This window comes from Ramlibacter pinisoli, assembly GCF_009758015.1.
Classification (GTDB): Bacteria; Pseudomonadota; Gammaproteobacteria; order Burkholderiales; family Burkholderiaceae_C; genus Ramlibacter; species Ramlibacter pinisoli.
The window spans coordinates 166,300-189,686 of record NZ_WSEL01000003.1; the positions used below are offsets into that span (position 1 = coordinate 166,300).

Genomic DNA, 23,387 nt, shown 5'->3' on the forward strand with positions numbered 1-23,387 from the left:
TGGGCCTCATGCTCGCTAATCCCCTCCTCGACACCCACGACCTTCCCCTTTTCGACCAGATCCGGCCGGAGCATGTCGCCCCGGCCATGGACGCCCTGCTGGCGGAAGGCGAGGCCGCGCTCGAGGCGGTGGTCGCACCGGAATTCCCCGCCGACTGGACGGCGCTGGCCGCGCGCCTGGACTGCACGACCGAGCGGCTGAGCCGGGCGTTCGGCGCCGTCGGCCACCTGAACAGCGTCGCCGACACGCCCGAGTTGCGAGCCGCCTACAACGAGGTGCTGCCCCGTGTCACGGAGTTCTGGACCCGGCTGGGCGCTGACGAGCGCCTGTATTCCAAGTACAAGGCCATCGACCCGGGCAGTCTCAATCCCGAGCAGCGCCAGGCGCTGAAGAACGCTGTCCGCAATTTCGTGCTGGGCGGCGCGGAACTGCAGGGGGCCGCCAAGGAGCGCTTCGCGGCCATCCAGGAGCGCCAGGCCGAGGTGGCGCAGAAGTTCAGCGAGAACGCGCTCGACGCCACCGATGCCTTCGCCTACTACGCATCGCGCGAGGAACTGGCCGGCGTGCCCGAGGACACGGTGCAGGCCGCCCGCGCCGCGGCCGAGGCCGAGGGCAAGGACGGACACAAGATCACGCTGAAGATGCCCAGCTACCTGCCGGTGATGCAGTTCGCGCACGACCGCGGGCTGCGCGAGCGGGTCTACCGCGCCTATGTCACCCGCGCAAGCGAGCAGTCGCCGGAGGAGTTCCGCCAGTTCGACAACAGCGACCTGATCCGCGAGATCCTGGCGCTGCGCCAGGAAGAGGCGAAGCTCCTCGGCTACCCCAATTTCGGCGAGGTGTCGGTCGTGCCCAAGATGGCCGAATCGCCCGACCAGGTGATCGGCTTCCTGCGCGAGCTGGCCGCCAAGGCCCGGCCCTTCGCCGAGAAGGACGTGGCCGACATGCGCGCGTTCGCGGCCGACAGGCTGGGGCTGCGCGATCCGCAGGCCTGGGACTGGAGCTACATCGCCGAGAAGCTGAAGGAGGAGCGCTATGCCTTCAGCGAACAGGAGGTCAAGCAGTACTTCACCGCGCCCAAGGTGCTGGCCGGTCTGTTCAAGATCGTCGAGACGCTGTTCGAAGTGGTGATCCGGCGCGACCATGCGCCGGTGTGGAACCCCGGCGTGGAGTTCTACCGCATCGAGCGTGAGCGCAAGGACGCCGACGCCCATGTCAGCACCGAGCTGGTGGGGCAGTTCTACCTCGATCCCTCGGCCCGCAACGGCAAGCGCGGCGGCGCCTGGATGGACGACGTGCGGGCGCGCTGGCTGCGCCCCGACGACGGCCGCCTGCAGACGCCCGTGGCCCACCTGGTCTGCAACTTCGCCGACGGGGTGGAGGGAAAACCCCCGTTGCTCACGCACGACGACGTCATCACCTTGTTTCACGAGGCTGGCCATGGCCTCCACCACATGCTCACGCGGGTGAACGAGCGCGACGTCTCGGGCATCAGCGGGGTGGAATGGGACGCCGTGGAGCTTCCCAGCCAGTTCATGGAGAACTTCTGCTGGGAGTGGAGCGTGCTGCGCCACATGACCGCCCACGTCGACACGGGCGAGCCGCTGCCGCGCGAGCTGTTCGACAAGATGCTGGCAGCCCGCAATTTCCAGAGCGGCCTGGCCACCCTGCGCCAGGTGGAATTCGCCCTGTTCGACATGCTGCTGCACACCGGCCACGACCCCGCCGGCGACTTCATGGCGGTACTGCGCCAGGTGCGCGCCGAAGTGGCCGTGCTGCCCGCACCGGCCTTCAGCCGCACCGCCCACACCTTCAGCCACATCTTCGCCGGCGGCTACGCGGCGGGCTATTACAGCTACAAGTGGGCCGAGGTCCTGTCCGCCGACGCCTATGCGGCGTTCGAGGAGACCGCCGGCGAGGACGGTTCCCCCAGCGTCGAAACCGGGCGAAAATACCGGCAGGCCATCCTCGAGTCCGGCGGCAGCCGGCCGGCCATGGAATCGTTCAAGGCGTTCCGTGGCCGCGAGCCCAGCATGGACGCACTGCTGCGGCACCAGGGCATGGCCTGACGGAGCTTTTTCCAGACGCGTACCGAAGACGGAGCCATGCCACACCAACGCCCCCTTTCGACACGCCGCCTTGCGGCCGCCCTCGCACTCGTCGCCCTGGCCTGCTCGGCCGGCGCCCAGCAGGTCTATCGCATCGTCGGTGCGGACGGGAAGGTGACCTTCTCCGACCAGCCGCCCCCCGATTCGAAGGCGAAGGCGGTGCCAACGGCGTCGGCCGGCGGATCGGGAGCGGTGGGCCTGCCGTTCGAGCTGCGCCAGGTGGCCAGCAAGTATCCCGTCACGCTCTACACCGGCCCCGAGTGCGCGCCTTGCGGCTCCGGCCGCGCCTACCTGTCGTCGCGCGGCGTGCCCTTCACCGAGAAGACGGTCAGCACGAACGAGGACATCCAGGCCCTGCAGCGCCTGTCCGGCGCGGCGACGCTGCCGCTGCTCACCATCGGTGGCCAGCAGCTCAATGGCTACTCCGAGCCGGAGTGGACCCAGTTCCTGAATGCGGCCGGCTATCCCGGCTCGTCGCAGTTGCCGGCCAGCTACCGCCCCCCCGCGGCCACCCCGCTGGTCGCGGCGGCCGCGCCCCGCCCGGCGGCGCCGCCGACGGCACCCAGCGCGCAGCAGGTGCCCACGCCCGCAGCGCCCGCCGCCACCGCAGGCAGCAACCCGGCCGGCATCCAGTTCTAGAAATCGAGCTGCCGCACGCCGGCAGCCGTGCCCAGCAGGCACACCGCCGCCTTCTGGTGGGCGAACACGCCCACGGTCACGACGCCCGGCCATTGGTTCACCTCGGACTCGAACGCCAGCGGGTCGGCGATGCGCAGGCCGGCGACATCCAGGATGTGCTGGCCGTTGTCGGTGACCAGCGGCGCTCCATCCTTGATCCGCAAGCGGGCCTGGCCGCCCTTGGCCGCGAACAGCCGGGTGATGCGCGCCGCGGCCATCGGGATCACCTCCACCGGGACCGGGAACGCGCCCAGCGCCTGCACCAGCTTGGACTCGTCCGCGATGCACACGAAGCGGCGCGACTGCGCGGCCACGATCTTCTCGCGCGTGAGGGCGGCGCCGCCGCCCTTGATCATGTGGCCGCGCGGATCGATCTCGTCTGCGCCATCGATGTAGACCGCCAGCTCGCCGACCTCGTTGGCGTCGAAGACCGGGATCCCCAGCGCCCGCAGGCGTTCGGTGGATGCCACCGAGCTGGACACCGCGCCCGGAATGCGGTCCTTCATCGCCGCCAGCGCGTCGATGAACTTGTTGACGGTGGAGCCGGTCCCGACACCGACGATTTCGCCGGGCACCACGTGTTTGAGCGCCGCCTGGCCAACCAGGGCCTTCAGTTCATCCTGTGTCACGCGACAATCTCCCGGCTGGTTTGCATCGCGACGAATTATCCATGCCCCTCCTCCCCTACGGCCTCGCCCGCCCCTTCCTCTTCGGCCTCGATCCCGAGACCGCGCACGACCTCACGCTGGAATCCCTGGCCCGGCTGCAGGGCACGCCCCTGGCCTGGACCTGGTGCTCTGCCCTGGTGGACGACCCGATCGAGCTGGCCGGGCTGCGCTTTCCCAACCGGGTGGGCCTGGCGGCCGGCCTGGACAAGAACGCCCGCTGCATCGACGGCCTGGGCGCGATGGGCTTCGGCTTCGTCGAGGTAGGCACGGTCACGCCCAAGGCGCAGCCGGGCAATCCCAAGCCGCGCATGTTCCGCCTGCCGCAGGCGAACGCGCTGATCAACCGGCTGGGCTTCAACAACGACGGCCTGGATGCCTTCGTGGCCAACGTCCAGCGCTCGTCGTTCCGGCGCCAGGGACGCATCCTGGGCCTGAACATCGGCAAGAACGCGGCCACGCCCATCGAGCGCGCCACCGACGACTACCTGACGGGTCTGGCCGGCGTGTACCCGCATGCCGACTACGTGACGGTGAACATCTCCAGCCCCAACACGAAGAACCTGCGCGCGTTGCAGTCCGACGAGGCGCTCGACGGCCTGCTGGGTGCCATCGGCCAGCGCCGCGAGTCGCTGGCGCGCGAGCATGGCCGCCGCGTGCCGGTGTTCGTGAAGATCGCCCCGGACCTCGACGAGGCGCAGGTCGACGTGATCGCGGCGACCCTGCAGCGCCACGGCATGGACGGTGTGATCGCCACCAACACCACCATCGCCCGCGACGCGGTCGTCGGGATGCGGCATGGCGAGGAAATCGGCGGCCTGAGCGGCGCCCCCGTGCTGGCGGCGAGCAACCGCGTGATCGCGCAGTTGCGCGCGCGTCTGGGCCGCGCTTTCCCCATCATCGGTGTCGGCGGCATCCTCAGTGCCGAGGACGCGGTGGCCAAGGTGCGCGCCGGCGCCGACGTGGTACAGATCTACACCGGCCTGATCTACAAGGGCCCGGCACTGGTCGGCCAAGTCGCGCGGGCGCTGAAGGACCAGGCCCGTCGCTAGGCAGCGAGCCGGGCCAGCACGTCCTCGGCCACGGCCATGGCGCTGGTGAGCCCCGGCGACTCGATGCCGAACAGGTTCACCAGCCCCGGCACGCCGTGCACGGCCGGGCCATCGATGCGGAAGTCGGCCGCCGGCTCATGGGGCCCGTGGATCTTGGGGCGCACCCCGCTGTAGCTCGGTTGCAGGCTGCCATCGGGCAGGCCGGGCCAGTAGCGCCGGACCTCGGCATAGAACCCGTCGGCCCGCGCGGGATCGACCTGGTAGTCGATGTCCTCGGGCCGCTGCACGTCGAGCCACTCGATGTCGGGACCGAACTTGGCCTGCCCCCCCAGGTCGATGGTCAGGTGCGTGCCCAGGTGGGCGTCAGCCGGTGCGGGATAGATCAGCCGGCTGAATGGCGCCTTGCCCGACAGCGCGTAGTAGTTGCCCTTGGCGAACCATTCGCGCGGGACGTGCCGCTCGTCCAGCCCATCGAAGCGCCGCGCCAGTGCGCAGGCGTGGAGCGAGGCGGCGTTGACGACGATGTCCGCAGCCAGCTCGCTGCCGTCGGCCAGCCGCACCACGTGCGGTTCGCCGGCTCCCCGGGCCAGACGCACGCCGTCAACCGCCGACTCGAAGGCCACCATGCCGCCGGCGCGCTCCAGGTCGCCCTGCAACGCCAGCATGAAGCCATGGCTGTCGACGATGCCCGTGCTGGGCGAGTGCAGTGCGGCGATGCAGCGCAGCGCCGGCTCGAGTGCGCGGGCCTGGTCGCCGTCGAGCCACTCGACGGGCACCCCGTTGGCGGCCGCACGCTCCTGCAGGCGGCGCAAGGCCGCGACCTCGCCTTCGTCGTTGGCGACGGTCAGCTTGCCGCAGCGGCGGTGCTCGACGCCGTGGCTGGCGCACAGCGCATACAGCAGTTCCTTGCCGCGCACGCACAGCCTGGCCTTGAGCGAGCCCGGCGCGTAGTACAGGCCGGCGTGGATCACCTCGCTGTTGCGCGAACTCACGCCCTGGCCGATGCCGGACTGGCCCTCGGCCACGATGGTCTCCCGGCCGGCCTGCGCCAGTGCCCGTGCCACCGCCAGGCCAACCACACCGGCCCCCACCACCACGGCATCGACGCGGTCCATCAGTGGACAGCCGCCCACGGGGCGGCGAGATACGAACGGCTCATGGGCGGATTGTGGAACAGACGCAGCACTCCGCCGCGATCGGGCGGAGCCTGGCAATCAAAGGCCCGGAAAGCAAAAAACGGCACCCGAGGGTGCCGTTTCGCTGGGAATCTGGTGGGTGATGCAGGGTTTGAACCTGCGACCCCTGCCGTGTGAAGGCAGTGCTCTACCGCTGAGCTAATCACCCTTTGCAAACGAGCCGCGGGCTCGCTGCAGAACAGCCCATGATTATGCCACAGGAACAGGCCCATCCTGCCGCGTCTGGATGCGCCACAACGTCTTGCCGCCGCTGGCCTTGTCCAACTGGAGCAGCACCTCCTCGTGCGCGGCCGACTCCTGGTCGCTGGCCAGCAGCACGGGCAGCGTGAACTGGCGCAGGTCGACGCGGGTCTGGATGCCGGCTGCCGCCTCCGTCGGGGCGACGTCGATCAGCAGCGCCTCCTGGCCACGCGTCATGTTGATGTAGACGTCGGCCAGCAGTTCCGCGTCGAGCAACGCGCCGTGCAGCGTGCGGCCCGAGTTGTCGACCTCCAGGCGGTCGCACAGGGCGTCGAGGCTGTTGCGCTTGCCGGGGAACAGCTCCTTGGCCATGGCCAGCGAATCGGTCACGCGGTCCACCACCGTGCGCAGCGGCGGCCGGCCCAGCAGCTCCAGCTCCTTGTTCAGGAAGCTGACGTCGAAGGCGGCGTTGTGGATGATCAACTCCGCGCCCTGCAGGTACTCCAGCAATTCGTCGGCGACGGCCCCGAACTTCGGCTTGTCGCGCAGGAACTCATTGCTGATGCCGTGGACCTTCAGGGCATCCTCGTGGCTGTCCCGCTCCGGATTCAGGTACCAGTGCTTGTTGTTGCCGGTCAGCTTGCGCGCCATGAGTTCGACGCAGCCGATCTCGATGATGCGGTCGCCGGCTTCGGCCGACAGGCCCGTGGTTTCGGTGTCGAGGACGATCTGGCGCATGGCCGCGATTATGCTGGCGCGCTCATCCATTGCGCGACGGAACGGTGACCGATCCGCCGGAACAGTGGCGTTGGTCACGCGGGCGATCGCCTGGTCGCCCGCCCTGGCCGCTAGTGGATTTCCTTGGCGTGGTTGATCGAGTACTTGGGGATCTCGACCACCAGGTCCTTCTGCGCCAGGATCGCCTGGCAGGACAGCCGCGAGTTGGGCTCCAGCCCCCAGGCGCGATCAAGAAGGTCTTCCTCGCCCTCCTCCATCTCGTTCAAGGAAGCGAAGCCTTCCCGCACGATGACGTGGCAGGTGGTGCACGCGCAGCTCATGTCGCAGGCGTGCTCTATCTTGATGCCGTGGTCCAGGAGCGCCTCGCAGATCGAGGTACCGGCCGGCGCCTCCACCTGTGCGCCTTGCGGACAATACTCGGGGTGCGGCAGGATGCGGATGACGGTCATGCTCAGAGGGTTTCCACGTTGCGGCCCGCCAGCGCCTGGCGGATGCTCTGGTTCATGCGCCGGGCGGCGAAGTCCTCGGTGCCCTTGGCCAGCGCCTCCGTGGCCGCCTCGATGGCGGCGGCGTCCTGGGCCTCGGCCGCCCGTTCGCGCAGGACGGCCATCAGGCCGTCGATGGTCTGGCGCTCATCGGCATCCAGCAACTGGCCGTCGGCGTCGAGCGCACTGTGCGTGGCCAGCAGCATGCGGTCGGCCTCCAGGCGGGCCTCGGCCAGCGCCCGGGCCTGGATGTCCTGCTGCGCGGTGGAAAAACTCTCCTGCAGCATGCTCGCGATCTGATCGTCGGACAGCCCGTACGACGGCTTGACGTCGATGCGCGCCTCCACGCCACTGCCCTGCTCGCGCGCGTTGACGCTCAGCAGGCCATCGGCGTCGACGGTGAAGGTGACGCGGATGCGGGCCGCGCCCGCTGCCATCGGCGGGATGCCACGCAGCTCGAACCGGGCCAGGCTGCGGCAGTCCTGCACCAGGTCGCGCTCGCCCTGCACCACATGCAGGGCCATGGCGGTCTGGCCATCCTTGTAGGTCGTGAAATCCTGCGCCTTGGCCGTCGGAATGGTCTCGTTGCGCGGCACGATGCGCTCGACCAATCCGCCCATGGTCTCGATGCCCAGCGACAGCGGGATCACGTCCAGCAGCAGCAGGTCGCCACTGGCGTTGTTGCCGGCCAGCTGGTTGGCCTGGACGGCGGCGCCGAGCGCCACCACCTCGTCCGGATTGAGGTTGGTCAGCGGCTCGCGGCCGAAGAACTCCGCCACCGCGACCCGCACCTGGGGCATCCGGGTCGATCCGCCGACCAGCACGACGCCCTGGATCGCGTCGCGCGCCAGCTTCGCGTCGCGCATCGCCTTGCGCACGGCCGACAGGGTGCGCTGGGTGAGTGCCGCGGTCACGCGGTCGAATTCGCTGCGCGTCACCGTGACGGGCACCTCGCGGCCGCCCGCCTGCACCGGCACCACGGTGGTGTCGTCGTCCGTCAGGCGTTCCTTGGCGGCCCGGGCGGCCTTCTTCACGGCGGCCTTCTCGGACGGCGTGGACGCCTCCAGGCCGGCCGTCGCCAGCAGGTGGTCGGCCAGGGCCCGGTCGTAGTCGTCGCCCCCAAGCGCCGAGTCGCCGCCCGTGGCAATCACCTCGAACACGCCGCGCGTGAGCCGCAGGATGGAGATGTCGAAGGTGCCGCCGCCGAGGTCGTAGACCGCGTACACGCCCTCGCTGGCGTTGTCGAGGCCGTAGGCGATGGCCGCCGCGGTGGGCTCGTTGATCAGGCGCAGCACCTTCAGGCCGGCCAGCTGCGCCGCGTCCTTCGTGGCCTGCCGCTGGCCTTCGTCGAAATAGGCAGGCACGGTGATCACCGCCCCGTACAGCTCGTCGTCGAAGGTGTCCTCGGCGCGATAGCGCAAGGTGGCGAGGATTTCGGCGCTGATCTCGACCGGCGACTTCTCCCCCGCCCGCGTCTGCAGCGTCACCATGCCCGGGTGGTCGGCGAAGCGGTACGGCAGCTTGGCGCGGTTGGCGATGTCGGCCAGGCCGCGTCCCATGAAACGCTTGACCGAGGCGATCGTGTTCTCGGGATCGTCGGCCTCGGCGGCCTGGGCGTCGAAACCGATCTGCCGGCCGCCGCCCTCTAGGTAGCGCACCACGGACGGCAGGAGCACCTGGCCCTGCCCGTCCGGCAGGCATTCGGCAACGCCGTTGCGCACGGAGGCAACGAGAGAGTGGGTGGTGCCCAGATCGATACCCACCGCGATGCGGCGCTGGTGGGGGTCGGGCGCCTGGCCGGGCTCCGAAATCTGCAGGAGGGCCATCAGTGCACCGGTGGAAGGAAGGAAACGCTCGTCATGCCGCTATTGTCCCAGCTGGTCGAAGCGCGCCTCGACGTCATGGGCAAAGCGCTCGACGAACATCAGCGCCCTCACCTGCTGCGCCGCGGCCGCCGCATCCTGCTGCTGGTCGAGCAGGCGCTCGATGTCACCCACGATGCGTGCCCGCGCCACCCCCAGCGTGGCCTCCAGCGCGTCCAGCTCGTCCTCGCCCGAGGCCTCCTCGAGCGCCTCGCGCCACTCCATCTGCTCCATGAGGAAGTGGGGCGGCATGGCCGTGTTCCGTTCGGCATTGATGGGCGAACCACGCAGTTCGCACAGGTAGGCGGCCCGGCGCAACGGGTCCTTCAGGCGCTGGTAGGCCTCGTTGATGCGCACCGACCACTGCATGGCGATGCGCTGCGCCGCCGGGCCCTGGGCCGAGAACTTGTCGGGGTGTGCTTCGCGCTGCAGTTCCTTCCAGCGCGCGTCGACGGCGGCTCGATCCTGCGCAAACCGTTCGGGCAGGCCGAACAGCTCGAAATCACTGGACTGCAGGTTCACCCGGGCCTGGAAAGCAAGCGATCAGACCCGGAACGACTCGCCGCAGCCGCAGCGATCGCGCTCGTTCGGGTTGTTGAACCGGAACCCCTCGTTCAGCCCCTCGCGCACGAAGTCGAGTTGCGTGCCGTCGATGTAGGCCAGGCTCTTGGGATCGATCAGGATCTTGATGCCCTGGTTCTCGAACACCAGGTCTTCCGGGGCCGCCTCGTCCACGTACTCGAGCTTGTAGGCCAGGCCCGAGCAGCCGGTGGTCTTCACCCCCAGCCGCACGCCGAGCCCCTTGCCCCGCTTGGTGAGATAGCGCTGGACATGGCGGGCCGCCGCTTCCGTCAACGTGACTGCCATGTCGGTCAATGGGCGTGCTTTTTCTTGTAGTCCTCGACGGCAGCCTTGATGGCGTCCTCGGCGAGGATGGAGCAGTGGATCTTCACCGGCGGCAGGGCCAGTTCCTCGGCGATCTGGCTGTTCTTCAGCTGCGCGGCCTGGTCGAGCGTCTTGCCCTTGACCCATTCGGTCACCAGCGAACTGGACGCGATGGCCGAGCCACAGCCATAGGTCTTGAAGCGCGCGTCCTCGATGACGCCGGTCTGCGGGTTGACCTTGATCTGCAGCTTCATGACGTCGCCGCAGGCCGGGGCGCCCACCATGCCGGTGCCGATGCTCTCGTCACCCTTGTCGAACGAACCCACGTTGCGCGGGTTCTCATAGTGGTCAACGACCTTGTCTGAATAAGCCATACGTACCTCTGTCTGTCAGTGCGCCGTCCACTGGATGGTGCTGATGTCCACGCCGTCCTGGTACATCTCCCAGAGCGGGCTGAGCTCGCGCAAGCGGGCCACGTTCTTGCGAATGGTGTCCACCGCGTAGTCGATTTCTTCCTCGGTCGTGAAGCGGCCGATCGTCATGCGCAGGCTGCTGTGCGCCAACTCGTCGCTGCGGCCGAGGGCGCGCAGCACGTAGCTCGGCTCGAGCGATGCCGAGGTGCACGCCGAACCGGACGACACCGCCAGGCCCTTGATGCCCATGATCAGCGACTCGCCCTCGACGAAGTTGAAGCTGATGTTCAGGTTCTGCGCAACGCGCCGCCCGGCGGCCATGCTGCCGTTGATGAACACCTGCTCGACGTCCTTGAGGCCCTCGAGCAGCCGTTGCTGCAGCGCGCGGGCCTTGGCGTTGTCCTGCGCCATCTCTTCCCTGGCGAGGCGGAAGGCCTCGCCCATGCCGACGATCTGGTGCGTGGGCAGCGTGCCCGAGCGCATGCCGCGCTCGTGGCCACCGCCGTGCATCTGCGCTTCCAGCCGCACGCGCGGCTTGCGGCGCACGTACAGCGCGCCGATGCCCTTGGGCCCGTAGGTCTTGTGCGAGGCCAGGCTCATGAGGTCGACCGGCAGCGTCTTCAGGTCGATCTCGACCTTGCCGGTGGCCTGCGCCGCATCGACGTGGAAGATGACGCCCTTTTCGCGGCACAGCGCGCCGATGGTGGGGATGTCCTGGATGACACCGATCTCGTTGTTGACCAGCATGACGCTGACCACGATGGTGTCGGGCCGCAGCGCGGCCTTGAGCTTCTCCAGGTCGACCAGGCCGTCTTCCTGCACGTCGAGGTAGGTGACCTCGAACCCCTGCCGCTCCAGCTCGCGGGTGGTGTCCAGCACCGCCTTGTGCTCGGTCTTGACCGTGATGAGGTGCTTGCCGCGCGTCTTGTAGAAGTGCGCCGCGCCCTTCAGGGCCAGGTTGTTGGATTCCGTTGCACCCGAGGTCCAGACGATCTCGCGCGGGTCGGCGCCGATCAGGGCCGCCACCTGCTCACGCGCCTTCTCGACGGCGGCCTCGGCCTCCCAGCCCCATGCGTGGCTGCGCGAGGCCGGATTGCCGAAGTGCTCGCGCAGCCAGGGGATCATTGCGTCGACGACGCGCGGGTCCACCGGCGTCGTGGCGCCGTAATCCATGTAGATCGGGAAGTGCGGGGTCATGTCCATGGCAGGGACGGAACTCTGGAAAAAGGTGGATCGGAGTCAGGACTTGGCCAGGGCGGCACTGCCCAGGGCGAAGACCGAGTTCGGCGCGTTCACCCGGATCGGCTTGACGACCGGCTGGCTGGAGATGGCGCGCTTGACGGCCGGCTTGTCCTCGATCTGGACGCCCTTGGCGATCTGCTCGTCCACCAGCTTCTGCAGCGACACCGAATCGAGGAACTCGACCATGCGCTGGTTCAGCTGCGACCAGAGCTCGTGCGTCATGCAGCGCCCGCCCTCGCCGTTGCAGTTCTCCTTGCCGGCGCACTGGGTGGCGTCGATCGGCTCGTCGACCGAGACGATGATGTCGGCCACCGTGATCTCGGAGGCCTTGCGGCCCAGCGTGTAGCCGCCGCCCGGCCCGCGGGTGGATTCCACCAGCTCGTGCCGGCGCAATTTGCCGAACAGCTGCTCCAGGTACGACAGCGAGATCTGCTGCCGCTGGCTGATAGCCGCCAGCGTGACGGGACCATTGTTCTGGCGCAGAGCCAGATCAATCATCGCGGTGACCGCAAAACGGCCTTTGGTTGTGAGACGCATCGCAACCTCCTGTTGTGCTGCTTGTCCGACTTTGTTGCGCCGCAGCAGCCTTGCTGCCACGGCCCGTCTCCACCCTTGCTTTCCGGCGTGGGGCCGGCCCTCGTGGCGCTCTGCGGCGCCCAGCTGTTCGTTCTGTGCTCGATCCCGAGCGATTCAATCAAGTATACCCGAAAACCCGCTGAATCGCTCGGGTAATCAGACTGGACAGTCGCAGGGTTGGTTCCCGGCCGCCCCGACCCGTCCGACGGGTGGAGGTCAGCCGCGACGGCCGGATTCGATGGGCACGATGTTGTCCCGGCCCGGCGCGCCGAACGCCTGCTCCTTGAGCAGCGCCAGCTGGTCGCGCACCCGCGCCGCCTTCTCGAACTCGAGGTTGCGCGCGTGTTCCAGCATCTGCTTTTCCAGCCGCTTGATCTCGCGCGCGATGTCCTTCTCGGACATGTCCTCGGCCAGGGCCCGCTGGAGCTCCTGCTTCTCCTGCTCCTTGCTGGCCTTCTCGCTGTAGACGCCGTCGATCAGGTCGCGAACCTGCTTCTTGATGCTGCGCGGCGTGATGCCATGCAACTCGTTGTGGGCGATCTGCCGGGCCCTGCGCCGCTCGGTCTCGCCGATCGCCTTCTTCATCGACTCGGTCATCCTGTCGGCGTACAGGATCGCCCGGCCGTGCAGGTTGCGCGCCGCCCGCCCGATGGTCTGGATGAGCGACCGCTCGGCCCGCAGGAAGCCCTCCTTGTCGGCATCCAGGATGGCCACCAGCGACACCTCGGGGATGTCCAGGCCCTCGCGCAGCAGGTTGATGCCCACCAGCACGTCGAAGGCGCCCAGGCGCAGGTCACGCAGGATCTCCACGCGCTCGACGGTGTCGATGTCGCTGTGCATGTAGCGCACCTTGACCCCGTTGTCGGCCAGGTAGTCGGTCAGCTGCTCGGCCATGCGCTTGGTCAGCGTGGTGATCAGCACGCGCTCGTGCTTCTCCGACCGGATGCGGATCTCCTGCAGCACGTCGTCGACCTGGTGCGTCGCCGGCCGGACCTCGACCTCGGGATCGATCAGCCCGGTCGGGCGCACCAGCTGCTCGACGACCTGCCCGGCGTGTTCGTTCTCGTAGTTCGCCGGCGTGGCCGAGACGAAGACGACCTGGCGCATGCGCGTCTCGAACTCCTCGAACTTCAGCGGCCGGTTGTCCAGCGCCGAGGGCAGCCGGAAACCGTACTCCACCAGCGTGGTCTTGCGCTGCCGGTCGCCGGCATACATGGCGTTCAGCTGGCCGATCATCTGGTGGCTCTCGTCCAGGAACATCAGCGAGTCCTTGGGCAGGTAGTCCGTCAGCGTCGAGGGCGGCGCACCCGGAGGAGCGCCCGACAGGTGCCGCGTGTAGTTCTCGATGCCCTTGCAGTGGCCCACCTCGCTGAGCATCTCGAGGTCGAAGCGGGTCCGCTGCTCCAGCCGCTGCGCCTCGACCAGCTTGCCGGCGGAGACCAGCTCCTTCAGGCGCTGCTCCAGCTCGATCTTGATCGACTCCACCGCCGACACGACCTTCTCGCGCGGCGTCACGTAGTGGCTGGACGGATAGATGGTGAAGCGCGGCACCTTCTGGCGGATGCGGCCGGTCAGCGGGTCGAACAGCTGCAGCGTCTCGATCTCGTCGTCGAACAGCTCCAGCCGCACCGCCAGTTCGCTGTGTTCGGCCGGGAACACGTCGATGGTGTCGCCGCGCACGCGGAAGGTGCCGCGCGAGAAATCCTGCTCGTTGCGCGTGTACTGCATCCGGATCAGCTGGCTGATGACGTCGCGCTGGCCGATCTTGTCGCCCACCCGGCAGATGAACCGCATCTGCGTGTAATCCTCCGGGGCGCCGATGCCGTAGATGGCGCTCACCGTGGCGACGATCACGGTGTCGCGCCGCTCCAGCACGCTCTTGGTGGCCGACAGCCGCATCTGCTCGATGTGCTCGTTGATCGAGCTGTCCTTCTCGATGAACAGGTCGCGCTGGGGGACGTAAGCCTCGGGCTGGTAGTAGTCGTAGTAGCTCACGAAGTACTCCACCGCGTTCTTGGGGAAGAACTCGCGGAACTCCGAGTACAGCTGCGCCGCCAGCGTCTTGTTCGGCGCGAACACGATCGCCGGCCGTCCCAGCCGGGCGATCACGTTGGCCATGGTGAAGGTCTTGCCCGACCCGGTGACACCCAGCAGCGTCTGGAACACCTCCCCGTCCTCCACGCCCTCCACTAGCTTGTCGATCGCATGGGGCTGGTCGCCGGCGGGCGGATACGGCTGGAACAGCTCGAACGGCGAGCCGGGGAACGTGAGGAACGTCCCCTGTTGCGGTTCCTGCATGACTTCAGTGACTTCTGGCATGTGGTCGGGCGGATCGGGTGGGGGCGGACGTTTAAAATCGCGGGCAACCGGACAGCGTACAGCAACACCGGGCCGCCGCGCAGCTGCCTGCGCCGACCACCTTCCGAAGGATTTCCTGCATGTCTTTGTTCCAAGCCGTCGAGATGGCCCCGCGCGATCCCATCCTGGGTCTCAACGAGCAGTTCGCCGCCGACACCAACCCCAACAAGGTCAACCTGGGGGTCGGCGTCTATTACGACGACAACGGCAAGCTGCCCCTGCTCGAGTGCGTGCAGAAGGCCGAGAAGCTCATGATGGAAGCGCCCAAGGCGCGCGGCTACCTGCCCATCGACGGCATCGCCGCCTATGACAGCGCCGTCAAGAGCCTGGTATTTGGGGCCGACAGCGAACCGGTCAAGAGCGGCCGCGTCGCCACCGTGCAGGCCCTGGGCGGCACCGGCGGCCTGAAGATCGGCGCCGACTTCCTGCGCAAGGTGCGCCCGGATGCCAAGGTCCTGATCAGCGACCCGAGCTGGGAGAACCACCGCGCCCTGTTCAGCCAGGCCGGCTTCACGGTCGAGGCCTATCCGTACTACGTCGCGGCCCGCCGCGGCATCGACTTCGACGGCATGCTGACGGCGCTGAACATGGCGCCGCAGGGCACCGTCGTGGTCCTGCACGCCTGCTGCCACAACCCCACGGGCTACGACCTCACGCCGGCCCAATGGGACCAGGTCATCGCCGCCACCAAGGCGCGCCAGCTGGTGCCCTTCCTGGACATGGCCTACCAGGGCTTCGGCCAGGGCATCCAGGAGGACGGCGCCGTGATCGGCAAGTTCGTGGCGTCCGGCCAGGACTTCTTCGTCTCCACTTCGTTCTCCAAGAGCTTCAGCCTGTACGGCGAGCGGGTCGGCGGCCTGTCGGTGCTGTGCGGCACCAAGGACGAAGCGGCGCGCGTCCTGAGCCAGCTCAAGATCGTCATCCGCACCAACTACAGCAACCCGCCGATCCACGGCGGCACGGTGGTGGCGACGGTGCTCAACACGCCCGAGCTGCGGACGCTGTGGGAGAAGGAGCTCGCCGGCATGCGGGTGCGCATCAAGCAGATGCGCACCGCCCTGGTCGAGAAGCTCAAGACCGCCGGCGTCCAGCAGGACATGTCGTTCATCACCCAGCAGGTCGGCATGTTCAGCTACTCCGGGCTGGCCAAGGAGCAGATGGTCCGGCTGCGCGAGGAGTTCGGCGTCTACGGCACGGACACCGGCCGCATGTGCGTCGCCGCCCTGAACAGCAAGAACATCGACTACGTCTGCCAGTCGATCGCCAAGGTGCTCTGAGTCCTTCACGCTCCCCACCCGAAAGGCCGCTGCTTGCGGCCTTTTTTCTTGGGCTGCAACGTGCCCCGTCTCACATCAAGTGACAGTCCTGTCCGGCACGCCAGGACTCGTCCGCGCGCGAAGCTTTTGGTCCTGACGACGCTGCAGCGCAACACACGGCTACAGTGGTCTTACGGATGAGCAAAACTGAAGTGGACTGCTATATTGCAGCGCACAACACAAAGGCCCGCGCATGCTCTACCAGATTTACGAGGCACACCGCTCCCTGATGGAGCCGTTCGCCGATTTTGCCCAGGCCGCTGCGAAGCTTTACAGCAACCCGCTCACGCCTTTCGGCCAGAACCCCCTGTCGCAGCGCGTGTCCGCCAGCTACGAGCTGGTGTACCGCCTGTGGAAGGACTATGAGAAACCCAGCTTCGGCATCCAGACCGTGGAGATCGACGACATCGACGTTGTCGTCCACGAGACGGTCGAGATCGACAAGCCGTTCTGCGAACTGCGCCGTTTCAAGCGCTTCACCGACGATCCGGCGACGCTGACGAACCTCAAGGCGCAGCCGGCCGTGCTGATCGTCGCACCGCTGTCTGGCCACTACGCGACGCTGCTGCGCGACACGGTCCACAGCATGCTGCAGGACCACAAGGTCTTCATCACCGACTGGAAGAACGCCCGCATGGTGCCGCTGTCGCAGGGTGAGTTCCACCTCGACGACTACGTCAACTACGTGCAGGAGTTCATCCGGCACCTGCAGGGGCAATACGGCAACTGCCACGTCGTGAGCGTCTGCCAGCCGACGGTGCCCGTGCTCGCGGCCGTGTCGCTGATGGCGTCGCGCGGCGAGGTGACCCCGCTGACCATGACGATGATGGGCGGCCCCATCGACGCCCGCAAGTCGCCCACCGCGGTGAACAACCTGGCGATGAACAAGAGCTACTCCTGGTTCGAGAGCAACGTCATCTACCGTGTCCCGACCAACTTCCCGGGTGCGGGCCGGCGCGTCTACCCGGGCTTCCTGCAGCACACCGGGTTCGTGGCGATGAACCCCGACCGCCACCTCTCGAGCCACTACGACTACTTCAAACACCTCATCGCCGGCGACGACGCCGGGGCCGAGGCGCACCGCAAGTTCTACGACGAGTACAACGCCGTGCTCGACATGGACGCCGACTACTACCTCGAGACCATTCGCACGGTGTTCCAGGAATTCGCGCTGGTCAACGGCACGTGGGACGTCATCAGCAACGATGGCGACCTCGAGCGCGTGCGTCCCGAGGACATCCGCGACACGGCCCTGCTGTCCATCGAGGGCGAGCTGGACGACATCTCCGGCGCCGGCCAGACCGAGGCCGTCCACGGCCTGTGCCCGGGCGTGCCCAAGACGCGCCAGAAGCACATCGAGGTCTCGGGCGCCGGGCACTACGGCATCTTCAGCGGCCGCCGCTGGCGCGAGATCGTGTACCCGCAGGTGCGCGACTACATCGCGCGCTTCAACCAGGGGCCCACCGTCGCCACCGAGAGCCGGGCGCCCACGCGCGCGGCGGCCCGCAGGAAGGCGGCTGAGCCGGCGGCGTGACACCGGCCGAGCGGCTCCATGCCGCCCTGCCGCAGACACAGTGCACGCGCTGCGGCTTTCCCGACTGCCGCGGCTACGCACAGGCCATCGCGGCGGGCGAAGCGGACATCGACCGCTGCCCGCCCGGCGGCCAGGAAGGCATCGGGCGCCTGGCCGCCCTGACCGGCCGGCCCGTGATTCCGCTCAATCCGGCCTACGGCACCGAAGGCCCCCGTGCCGTCGCGGTGATCGACGAGGCCTGGTGCATCGGCTGCACGCTGTGCCTGGACGCCTGCCCCACCGATGCGATCGTCGGCGCCAACAAGCGCATGCACACCGTCATCGAGCCGGCCTGCACCGGCTGCGAACTCTGCATCCCGGTCTGCCCGGTGGATTGCATCTCGCTCGAGAACGCCAGCGGCGACCGCACCGGCTGGGCAGCCTGGAGCGACACCGCCGCGGCCGAGGCCCTGGCGCGCTACGAATGGCATCTTGAGCGGGGCGAGCGCCAGCGAAGCGAGAACGACGAACGGCTGGAGCGCAAGGCGCGCGCCAAGCTGGCCGACCTGCCCGCCCACACCGAAGGTGCGACGGGCGCCGAGGCCGACCGCAAGCGCGCCATCATCGAAGCGGCCCTGGCGCGCGCGAAGGCGCGGCGCCAGAACGGCTGAAGCGCCGCCGCGGTCCCGCGTCGTCCTCGCCTGGCGCTCAGCCGCCGCCGGCGTCGTTCACCTGCTCGTTGAATTCGGCCAGGCCCATCGCCATGCCGATCTCGCGCGGCAGTGCATCCCGGGCCGAGAAGACCCCGAGGATGCGGTCGCCACGCAGCACGGGCAGATGGCGGAAGCCCTTCTCCAGCATGATGACCACCGCTTCGGACACCGGCGTTTCCGGTCCGACGCAGATCGGCTTGGGCGTCATCACGTCGCGCACCTTCGTGGTCGCGGGATCCAGCGCGCGCGCCACCACGCGCGTCATCAGGTCGCGCTCGGTCAGGATGCCCAGCATCCGGTCCGGCGGCTCCATCACGAGCACGCTGCCGCAGATCGCCCGCGTCATCACGCAGGCGGCCTCGTGCACGCTGGCATCAGGGGCGACGCGCACGACATGCTTGCGCGACATCGACTGGAACACGGTGCGCTCGCTCATTGGTCACTCCTTGCCGCGCGGGGCGGCCCAGCCGCGCGGTCAGCGCAACGATGCGTTCAGCTTGTCCAGCGCCGGCCGGCCGGGACACAGTTGTGCCAGGCCCAGCGCGTTCAGCGGCCGGGCACTGGTGTTCAGCGCCATGTGCAGGTCGGTCGCCAGCGGGTCGACATAGAGCAGCCCGGTCACGACCTCGCCGCGGGACTGGTGCTGCTGCACATGGGCCATGGCCTGCTCGCGGTTCGTGGCGTCGTAGTCCGCATGCAGGCGCCGCAGCCGCAGGAAGGTGCCGTCGTGCTGGCGCACGTCCACCACTTCGCCCGGCCCATAGTCGGCCGTGATCTCCTCGCCGGGCGCGATGAAGTCGATGCGGCTGACCGATTCGTTGTGCTCGCGCACGTAGTCGTAGCTCTTGGTGCTGCCCGGATGGTTGTTGAAGGCGACGCAGGGGCTGATCACGTCGATGAACGCGGCGCCGCCGTGCTGGATGGCGCCCTTGACCAGCGGCACCAGCTGCTGCTTGTTGCCCGAGAAGCCGCGGGCCACGTAGGTGGCGCCCAGCTGCAGCGCGATGCCCACCAGGTCGACCGGACTGTCGCTGTTGATCACGCCCTTCTTGCTCTTGGATCCCTGGTCGGCGGTGGCCGAGAACTGGCCCTTGGTCAGGCCATAGACGCCGTTGTTCTCGACGATGTAGGCCATGCGCACGCCGCGCCGCATCGCATGCGCGAACTGGCCCAGGCCGATGGAGGCCGAGTCGCCGTCGCCCGACACGCCCAGGTACAGCAGGTCGCGGTTGGCCAGGTTGGCGCCGGTGAGCACGCTGGGCATGCGGCCATGCACGGTGTTGAAGCCGTGTGAGGCGCCCAGGAAGTAGTCGGGCGTCTTCGAGCTGCAGCCGATGCCCGACAGCTTGGCGACGCGGTGCGGCTCGATGTCCAGTTCCCAGCAGGCCTGGATGATGGCGGCCGAGATCGAGTCGTGGCCGCAACCCGCGCACAGCGTGGAGATCTTGCCCTCGTAGTCGCGGCGCGTGTAGCCGACGCGATTCTTCTCGAGCGTGGGATGGCGCAGAGGCGGCTTGGCGATGTAGGTCATGCCTGGGCTTCCTTCGGATCGGCGGTCGGCCGGACGACCTGCGTGATGGCGCGGGTGATGAAGCGGGCCGTGATCGGGGTGCCGTCGTAGTGCAGCACCTTCACCAGCCGCGCCGGGTCGACCTCCAGCTCGTTCACCAGCAGGCTGCGCATCTGCGCGTCGCGGTTCTGCTCGACCACGAACACCTGGTCGTGCGCGGCGATGAACGCGGCCACGCTGTCCGGGAACGGGAACGCCCGCAGGCGCATCGCATCGACGTGGATGCCCTCGGCCTGCAGCACCGCGAGCGCCTCGGCCATGGCCGGGCTGGTCGAGCCGAAGTAGATGACCCCCAGGCGGGTCGGCTGCGCGGCCATCGCGATGACCGGCTGCGGCACGAGGTCAGCGGCAGTGCGGAACTTCTTGAGCAGGCGCTCGACGTTGTAGATGTAGTCGGGGCCCCGCTCCGAATAGCGGGCATAGGGATCGCGCGTCGTGCCCCGGGTGAAGTAGCTGCCCCGCGTCGGGTGCGTGCCCGGCAGGGTGCGCCAGGGAATCCCGTCGCCGTCCACGTCCTTGTAGCGGCCGAAATCCCGGCCGGCCTCGAGTTCCTCCGCCGTCATCACCTTGCCACGATCGTAGGAACGGCCCTCCTCCCAGGCGAACGGCCTGCACAGGCGCTGGTTCATGCCGATGTCCAGGTCGGTCATGACGAACACCGGTGTCTGCAGCCGGTCGGCCAGGTCGAGCGCGCAGGCGGCATGCTCGAAGCACTCGTGCGGGTCCTCCGGCAGCAGCAGCACGTGCTTGGTGTCGCCATGCGAGGCGTAGGCACAGGCCAGCAGGTCGGCCTGCTGGGTCCTCGTCGGCATGCCCGTGGACGGCCCGCCGCGCTGCACGTTGATGATGGTGACCGGGATCTCGGCGAAGTACGCCAGGCCGATGAACTCGGTCATCAGCGAGATGCCGGGGCCGGAGGTCGCCGTGAAGGCCCGCGCGCCGTTCCACCCGGCCCCCACCACCATGCCGATGGAGGCGATCTCGTCCTCGGCCTGCACGATGGCGTAGCAGTTCTGCCCGGTGGCGGGATCGACGCGGAACTTCGCGCAGTACTTCTGGAAGGCCTCGGCCACCGACGACGACGGCGTGATCGGGTACCAGGCCGCCACCGTCGCACCGCCATAGACGCAGCCGAGCGCCGCGGCGCTGTTGCCGTCGATGAAGATGCCGTCGCCCACGCGGTCGGCCCGCCGCACCCGCACGCCCAGCGGCCCCTGCAGGTGCTCCTTGGCGAAGTCGCGCCCCAGGTGCAGCGCCTGGACATTGGACGCCAGCAGCTTTTCCTTGCCGCGGTACTGCTCGCCGAACAGCTTCTCGATCACCTGGTCGTCGATCTCGAGCAGCACCGAGAGCGCGCCGACATAGACGATGTTCTTGAACAGCTGGCGCTGCCGCGGGTCGCTGTAGACGGCGTTGCAGATCTCGGTCAGCGGCATGCCGATGACGTGGATGTCGGGGCGGAACCGGGAAGCCGGCATGGGCCGCGTGCTGTCGTAGAACAGGTAGCCGCCGGGTTCGAGCTCCGCGACGTCGGCATCCCAGGTCTGCGGGTTCATCGCGACCATCATGTCGATGCCGCCGCGCCGGCCCAGCCAGCCGTCCTCGCTCACCCGCACCTCGTACCAGGTGGGCAGGCCCTGGATGTTGCTGGGGAAGATGTTGCGCGGGCTGACCGGCACCCCCATCCGCAGGATGGCCTTGGCGAACAGTTCGTTGGCCGATGCCGATCCCGAGCCGTTGACGTTCGCGAACTTGATGACGAAGTCGTTCACCGCCTCGATGCGCGGCGGCACCGGACGCTCGCCGTGGACGCCCGGCACCAGGTCGCTTGCGCCGCGGAAGGGTTCGACGGCGCTCATGCGGCGACTCCATGCGCGGCGGCGGCATCGCGGGCACGCGGGCCGGCCTGGGTGGTGCGAAGCAGGAACTTCTGCATGTCCCAGGCGCCGGTCGGGCAGCGCTCCGCGCACAACCCGCAGTGCAGGCACACGTCCTCGTCCTTGACCATGATCCGTCCCGTCTTGAGTTCACCGCTGGTGTAGAGGTCCTGCGCGAGGTTGAGCGCCGGCGCCTTCAGCCGCGGCCGGATGTCCTTCTCGTTGCCGTTCTCGGTGAAGGTGATGCAGTCCATCGGGCAGATGTCGACGCAGGCATCGCACTCGATGCAGGCGTTTTCGGCGAAGACCGTCTGGACATCGCAGTTCAGGCAGCGCTGCGCTTCCTTGAAGGCGGTGGCGGCATCGAAGCCCAGCTCGACCTCGACCTTGATGCTGGCCAGCGCGATCTCGGCCTTGGCCCACGGCACCTTGTAGCGCAGGTCCACCGACGTGTCGTTGTCGTAGCTCCACTCGTGGATGCCCATCTTCTGCGACATCAGGTTGACCATCGGGGCGGGCCGCTGGGTCGTGTCCAGTCCGTGCAGGAAGCGGTCGATCGAGACCGCGGCCTCGTGACCGTGGGCGACGGCGGTGATGATGTTCTTGGGCCCGAAGGCGGCGTCCCCGCCGAAGAAGACCTGCGGCAACGTCGACTGGTGGGTGTCCTTGGCCAGCCTGGGCAGGCCGTGCTCGTCGAAGGCCAGGCCGCAGTCGCGCTCGATCCAGGGGAACGCGTTCTCCTGGCCGACGGCCACCAGCACGTCGTCGCAGGGGAAGAACCGGTCCGGCTCGCCGGTGGGCACCAGGCTGCGGCGGCCGCGCTCGTCGTACACCGCCTGCACGATCTCGAACGTCATGCCGGTGAGCCGCCCCCCCTCGTGCACGAAGGCCTTGGGCACGTGGAAGTTGAGGATCGGGATGCCCTCGTGCATCGCGTCCTCCTTCTCCCAGGGGGACGCCTTCATCTCCTCGAAGCCGCTGCGCACGATGACCTTGACGTCGCTGCCGCCCAGGCGGCGGGCCGACCGGCAGCAATCCATCGCGGTGTTGCCGCCGCCGAGCACGATGACGCGCTGGCCGATGGAGGTGACATGCCCGAAGGAGACGGACGCGAGCCAGTCGATGCCGATGTGCACGTGCGCGGCCGCCTCGCGGCGACCCGGCAGGTCGAGGTCGCGGCCGCGCGGAGCGCCGCAACCGACGAACACGGCGTCGTAGTCCTGCGCCAGCAGGGCTTTCATCGACTCGATGCGCCGGTTCGCCTCGAACCGCACGCCCAGCCCGAGGATGTAGCCGACCTCCTCGTCGATGACGGACTCGGGCAGGCGAAAGCGCGGGATCTGCGTCCACATGAAGCCGCCCGCCTTGGCTTCACCGTCGAACACGGTGACGTCGTAGCCCAGCGGCGCCAGGTCGCGGGCCACCGTCAGCGAGGCCGGACCCGCGCCCACGCAGGCAACGCGCCGGCCGTTGGAAGGCGCGACCGTGGGCATGCGGTGGCGCACGTCCTCCTTCATGTCGGCGGCGGCGCGCTTGAGGCGGCAGATGGCCACCGGCTCGGGCTGCTGCGCATTCACCTCCTCGACCCGGCCCCGCCGGCAGGCCGGCTCGCACGGGCGGTCGCACGTGCGGCCGAGGATGCCCGGGAAGACGTTGGACACCCAGTTGACCATGTAGGCGTCGCCGTAGCGGCCCTGTGCGATCAGCCGGATGTATTCGGGAACGGGGGTGTGGGCGGGGCACGCGTACTGGCAATCGACGACCTTGTGGAAATAGGCCGGATTCGCGGTGTCGGTTCGCTGCAAGGCTGGGTCTCCTCTGCGATGTCCCGCGCGCCCGCAGCGCGTCCGGGGGTGGTGGCCGCGGTGGCCCCACCCCCTCACTATGCGTTCGGCTTCGCACGCCGGGTCGGGGGAATACCCCAAGCCCCGCGGCCCTCAACTCGACCGTGCGCCACGCG

The 23,387-nt window shown here is 68.4% G+C and carries 21 protein-coding genes and 1 tRNA gene; 6 read left to right on the forward strand and 16 right to left on the reverse strand.

Annotation, left to right across the window (positions count from 1 at the left end):
• The first annotated feature begins 8 nt into the window (after positions 1–8).
• Both GON04_RS01960 and GON04_RS01965 read left to right on the forward strand, forming a co-directional pair.
• On the forward strand, positions 9–2,069 hold the full coding sequence (locus GON04_RS01960; protein WP_157396331.1) for a M3 family metallopeptidase: 2,061 nt from the start codon (positions 9–11) through the stop codon (positions 2,067–2,069).
• Positions 2,070–2,105: 36 nt separating this feature from the next.
• Positions 2,106–2,747, forward strand: a complete 642-nt coding sequence (locus tag GON04_RS01965) for a glutaredoxin family protein (RefSeq protein ID WP_157396332.1) — start codon at positions 2,106–2,108, stop codon at positions 2,745–2,747.
• Here GON04_RS01965 and rpiA read toward each other — a convergent pair.
• On the reverse strand, positions 2,744–3,415 hold the full coding sequence (gene rpiA, locus GON04_RS01970) for a ribose-5-phosphate isomerase RpiA (RefSeq protein ID WP_181653836.1): 672 nt from the start codon (positions 3,413–3,415) through the stop codon (positions 2,744–2,746). The genes GON04_RS01965 and rpiA overlap by 4 nt on opposite strands.
• 41 nt (positions 3,416–3,456) lie before the next feature.
• On the opposite strand from rpiA, the gene GON04_RS01975 reads away from it, so the two are divergent.
• Positions 3,457–4,503, forward strand: a complete 1,047-nt coding sequence (locus GON04_RS01975) for a quinone-dependent dihydroorotate dehydrogenase (protein WP_157396333.1) — start codon at positions 3,457–3,459, stop codon at positions 4,501–4,503.
• Here GON04_RS01975 and GON04_RS01980 read toward each other — a convergent pair.
• The 11 genes from GON04_RS01980 to uvrB all read right to left on the reverse strand — a co-directional run bounded on the left by GON04_RS01980 (position 4,500) and on the right by uvrB (position 14,399).
• The gene (locus GON04_RS01980) at positions 4,500–5,618 is read right to left on the reverse strand and encodes an NAD(P)/FAD-dependent oxidoreductase (RefSeq protein WP_157396334.1); all 1,119 of its coding nucleotides are present in this window, start codon (positions 5,616–5,618) and stop codon (positions 4,500–4,502) included. The genes GON04_RS01975 and GON04_RS01980 overlap by 4 nt on opposite strands.
• A gap of 154 nt (positions 5,619–5,772) precedes the next feature.
• A tRNA-Val gene (locus tag GON04_RS01985) sits at positions 5,773–5,847 on the reverse strand.
• 41 nt (positions 5,848–5,888) lie between these two features.
• Complete coding sequence (dnaQ, locus tag GON04_RS01990) at positions 5,889–6,617, reverse strand: DNA polymerase III subunit epsilon (RefSeq protein ID WP_157396335.1); 729 nt, start codon at positions 6,615–6,617, stop codon at positions 5,889–5,891.
• Positions 6,618–6,727: 110 nt separating this feature from the next.
• Complete coding sequence (gene fdx, locus GON04_RS01995) at positions 6,728–7,066, reverse strand: ISC system 2Fe-2S type ferredoxin (RefSeq protein WP_157396336.1); 339 nt, start codon at positions 7,064–7,066, stop codon at positions 6,728–6,730.
• Positions 7,067–7,068: 2 nt separating this feature from the next.
• Positions 7,069–8,928: a Fe-S protein assembly chaperone HscA gene (gene hscA / locus GON04_RS02000; protein ID WP_157396337.1), complete on the reverse strand. Its 1,860-nt coding sequence runs from the start codon at positions 8,926–8,928 to the stop codon at positions 7,069–7,071.
• 39 nt (positions 8,929–8,967) lie between these two features.
• Positions 8,968–9,486 (reverse strand): Fe-S protein assembly co-chaperone HscB, encoded by a 519-nt coding sequence (hscB, locus tag GON04_RS02005; RefSeq protein WP_181653837.1) that lies wholly within the window; start codon positions 9,484–9,486, stop codon positions 8,968–8,970.
• Between the two features lie 21 nt (positions 9,487–9,507).
• Positions 9,508–9,831 (reverse strand): iron-sulfur cluster assembly protein IscA, encoded by a 324-nt coding sequence (gene iscA, locus GON04_RS02010; protein ID WP_157396338.1) that lies wholly within the window; start codon positions 9,829–9,831, stop codon positions 9,508–9,510.
• Positions 9,832–9,836: 5 nt separating this feature from the next.
• The gene (gene iscU, locus GON04_RS02015; RefSeq protein WP_157396339.1) at positions 9,837–10,223 is read right to left on the reverse strand and encodes a Fe-S cluster assembly scaffold IscU; all 387 of its coding nucleotides are present in this window, start codon (positions 10,221–10,223) and stop codon (positions 9,837–9,839) included.
• Positions 10,224–10,238: 15 nt separating this feature from the next.
• Positions 10,239–11,465 carry an IscS subfamily cysteine desulfurase gene (locus tag GON04_RS02020; RefSeq protein WP_157396340.1) on the reverse strand — a complete coding sequence of 409 codons (1,227 nt, stop codon included), beginning with the start codon at positions 11,463–11,465 and terminating at the stop codon, positions 10,239–10,241.
• Between the two features lie 36 nt (positions 11,466–11,501).
• On the reverse strand, positions 11,502–12,041 hold the full coding sequence (gene iscR, locus GON04_RS02025) for a Fe-S cluster assembly transcriptional regulator IscR (protein ID WP_157396341.1): 540 nt from the start codon (positions 12,039–12,041) through the stop codon (positions 11,502–11,504).
• Between the two features lie 255 nt (positions 12,042–12,296).
• Positions 12,297–14,399: an excinuclease ABC subunit UvrB gene (gene uvrB, locus GON04_RS02030; protein ID WP_157396342.1), complete on the reverse strand. Its 2,103-nt coding sequence runs from the start codon at positions 14,397–14,399 to the stop codon at positions 12,297–12,299.
• A gap of 119 nt (positions 14,400–14,518) precedes the next feature.
• Between uvrB and GON04_RS02035 the strand changes: the two genes are divergently transcribed.
• The 3 genes from GON04_RS02035 to rsxB all read left to right on the forward strand — a co-directional run bounded on the left by GON04_RS02035 (position 14,519) and on the right by rsxB (position 17,938).
• Entirely contained in the window at positions 14,519–15,715 is a 1,197-nt protein-coding gene (locus GON04_RS02035; protein WP_157396343.1) for an amino acid aminotransferase, read from the forward strand.
• A gap of 232 nt (positions 15,716–15,947) precedes the next feature.
• A complete protein-coding gene (locus tag GON04_RS02040) occupies positions 15,948–17,288 on the forward strand; it encodes a polyhydroxyalkanoate depolymerase (protein ID WP_157396344.1) in 1,341 nt (446 codons plus the stop codon).
• Positions 17,285–17,938 (forward strand): electron transport complex subunit RsxB, encoded by a 654-nt coding sequence (gene rsxB, locus GON04_RS02045; protein WP_181653839.1) that lies wholly within the window; start codon positions 17,285–17,287, stop codon positions 17,936–17,938. The genes GON04_RS02040 and rsxB overlap by 4 nt, the downstream gene beginning before the upstream one ends.
• A gap of 37 nt (positions 17,939–17,975) precedes the next feature.
• Here rsxB and GON04_RS02050 read toward each other — a convergent pair whose 3' ends face one another.
• From GON04_RS02050 to GON04_RS02065, 4 genes are read right to left on the reverse strand one after another with little or no spacing between them, the layout of a single operon-like run.
• Positions 17,976–18,416, reverse strand: coding sequence for a CBS domain-containing protein (locus tag GON04_RS02050; protein ID WP_157396345.1), 441 nt, complete (start codon positions 18,414–18,416; stop codon positions 17,976–17,978).
• A 39-nt stretch (positions 18,417–18,455) separates the two neighbouring features.
• On the reverse strand, positions 18,456–19,511 hold the full coding sequence (locus GON04_RS02055) for a 2-oxoacid:ferredoxin oxidoreductase subunit beta (protein WP_157396346.1): 1,056 nt from the start codon (positions 19,509–19,511) through the stop codon (positions 18,456–18,458).
• Positions 19,508–21,409, reverse strand: a complete 1,902-nt coding sequence (locus GON04_RS02060) for a 2-oxoacid:acceptor oxidoreductase subunit alpha (protein WP_157396347.1) — start codon at positions 21,407–21,409, stop codon at positions 19,508–19,510. The genes GON04_RS02055 and GON04_RS02060 overlap by 4 nt, the downstream gene beginning before the upstream one ends.
• On the reverse strand, positions 21,406–23,232 hold the full coding sequence (locus GON04_RS02065) for an FAD-dependent oxidoreductase (protein ID WP_157396348.1): 1,827 nt from the start codon (positions 23,230–23,232) through the stop codon (positions 21,406–21,408). Before GON04_RS02065 ends, GON04_RS02060 begins: the two co-directional genes overlap by 4 nt.
• Between the last annotated feature and the right edge of the window lie 155 nt (positions 23,233–23,387).

Excerpts from the sequence above, each read along its gene's own strand:
- uvrB (WP_157396342.1), bottom strand. The coding sequence starts at position 14,399 with ATGCCAGAAGTCACTGAAGTCATGCAGGAACCGCAACAGGGGACGTTC.
- iscR (WP_157396341.1), bottom strand. The coding sequence starts at position 12,041 with ATGCGTCTCACAACCAAAGGCCGTTTTGCGGTCACCGCGATGATTGAT.
- GON04_RS02060 (WP_157396347.1), bottom strand. The coding sequence starts at position 21,409 with ATGAGCGCCGTCGAACCCTTCCGCGGCGCAAGCGACCTGGTGCCGGGC.
- iscU (WP_157396339.1), bottom strand. The coding sequence starts at position 10,223 with ATGGCTTATTCAGACAAGGTCGTTGACCACTATGAGAACCCGCGCAAC.
- GON04_RS01980 (WP_157396334.1), bottom strand. The coding sequence starts at position 5,618 with ATGGACCGCGTCGATGCCGTGGTGGTGGGGGCCGGTGTGGTTGGCCTG.
- iscA (WP_157396338.1), bottom strand. The coding sequence starts at position 9,831 with ATGGCAGTCACGTTGACGGAAGCGGCGGCCCGCCATGTCCAGCGCTAT.
- GON04_RS02035 (WP_157396343.1), top strand. The coding sequence starts at position 14,519 with ATGTCTTTGTTCCAAGCCGTCGAGATGGCCCCGCGCGATCCCATCCTG.
- GON04_RS02055 (WP_157396346.1), bottom strand. The coding sequence starts at position 19,511 with ATGACCTACATCGCCAAGCCGCCTCTGCGCCATCCCACGCTCGAGAAG.
- dnaQ (WP_157396335.1), bottom strand. The coding sequence starts at position 6,617 with ATGCGCCAGATCGTCCTCGACACCGAAACCACGGGCCTGTCGGCCGAA.
- GON04_RS01975 (WP_157396333.1), top strand. The coding sequence starts at position 3,457 with ATGCCCCTCCTCCCCTACGGCCTCGCCCGCCCCTTCCTCTTCGGCCTC.
- GON04_RS02040 (WP_157396344.1), top strand. The coding sequence starts at position 15,948 with ATGCTCTACCAGATTTACGAGGCACACCGCTCCCTGATGGAGCCGTTC.
- GON04_RS01965 (WP_157396332.1), top strand. The coding sequence starts at position 2,106 with ATGCCACACCAACGCCCCCTTTCGACACGCCGCCTTGCGGCCGCCCTC.
- GON04_RS02050 (WP_157396345.1), bottom strand. The coding sequence starts at position 18,416 with ATGAGCGAGCGCACCGTGTTCCAGTCGATGTCGCGCAAGCATGTCGTG.
- GON04_RS01960 (WP_157396331.1), top strand. The coding sequence starts at position 9 with ATGCTCGCTAATCCCCTCCTCGACACCCACGACCTTCCCCTTTTCGAC.
- GON04_RS02020 (WP_157396340.1), bottom strand. The coding sequence starts at position 11,465 with ATGGACATGACCCCGCACTTCCCGATCTACATGGATTACGGCGCCACG.
- hscA (WP_157396337.1), bottom strand. The coding sequence starts at position 8,928 with ATGGCCCTCCTGCAGATTTCGGAGCCCGGCCAGGCGCCCGACCCCCAC.
- fdx (WP_157396336.1), bottom strand. The coding sequence starts at position 7,066 with ATGACCGTCATCCGCATCCTGCCGCACCCCGAGTATTGTCCGCAAGGC.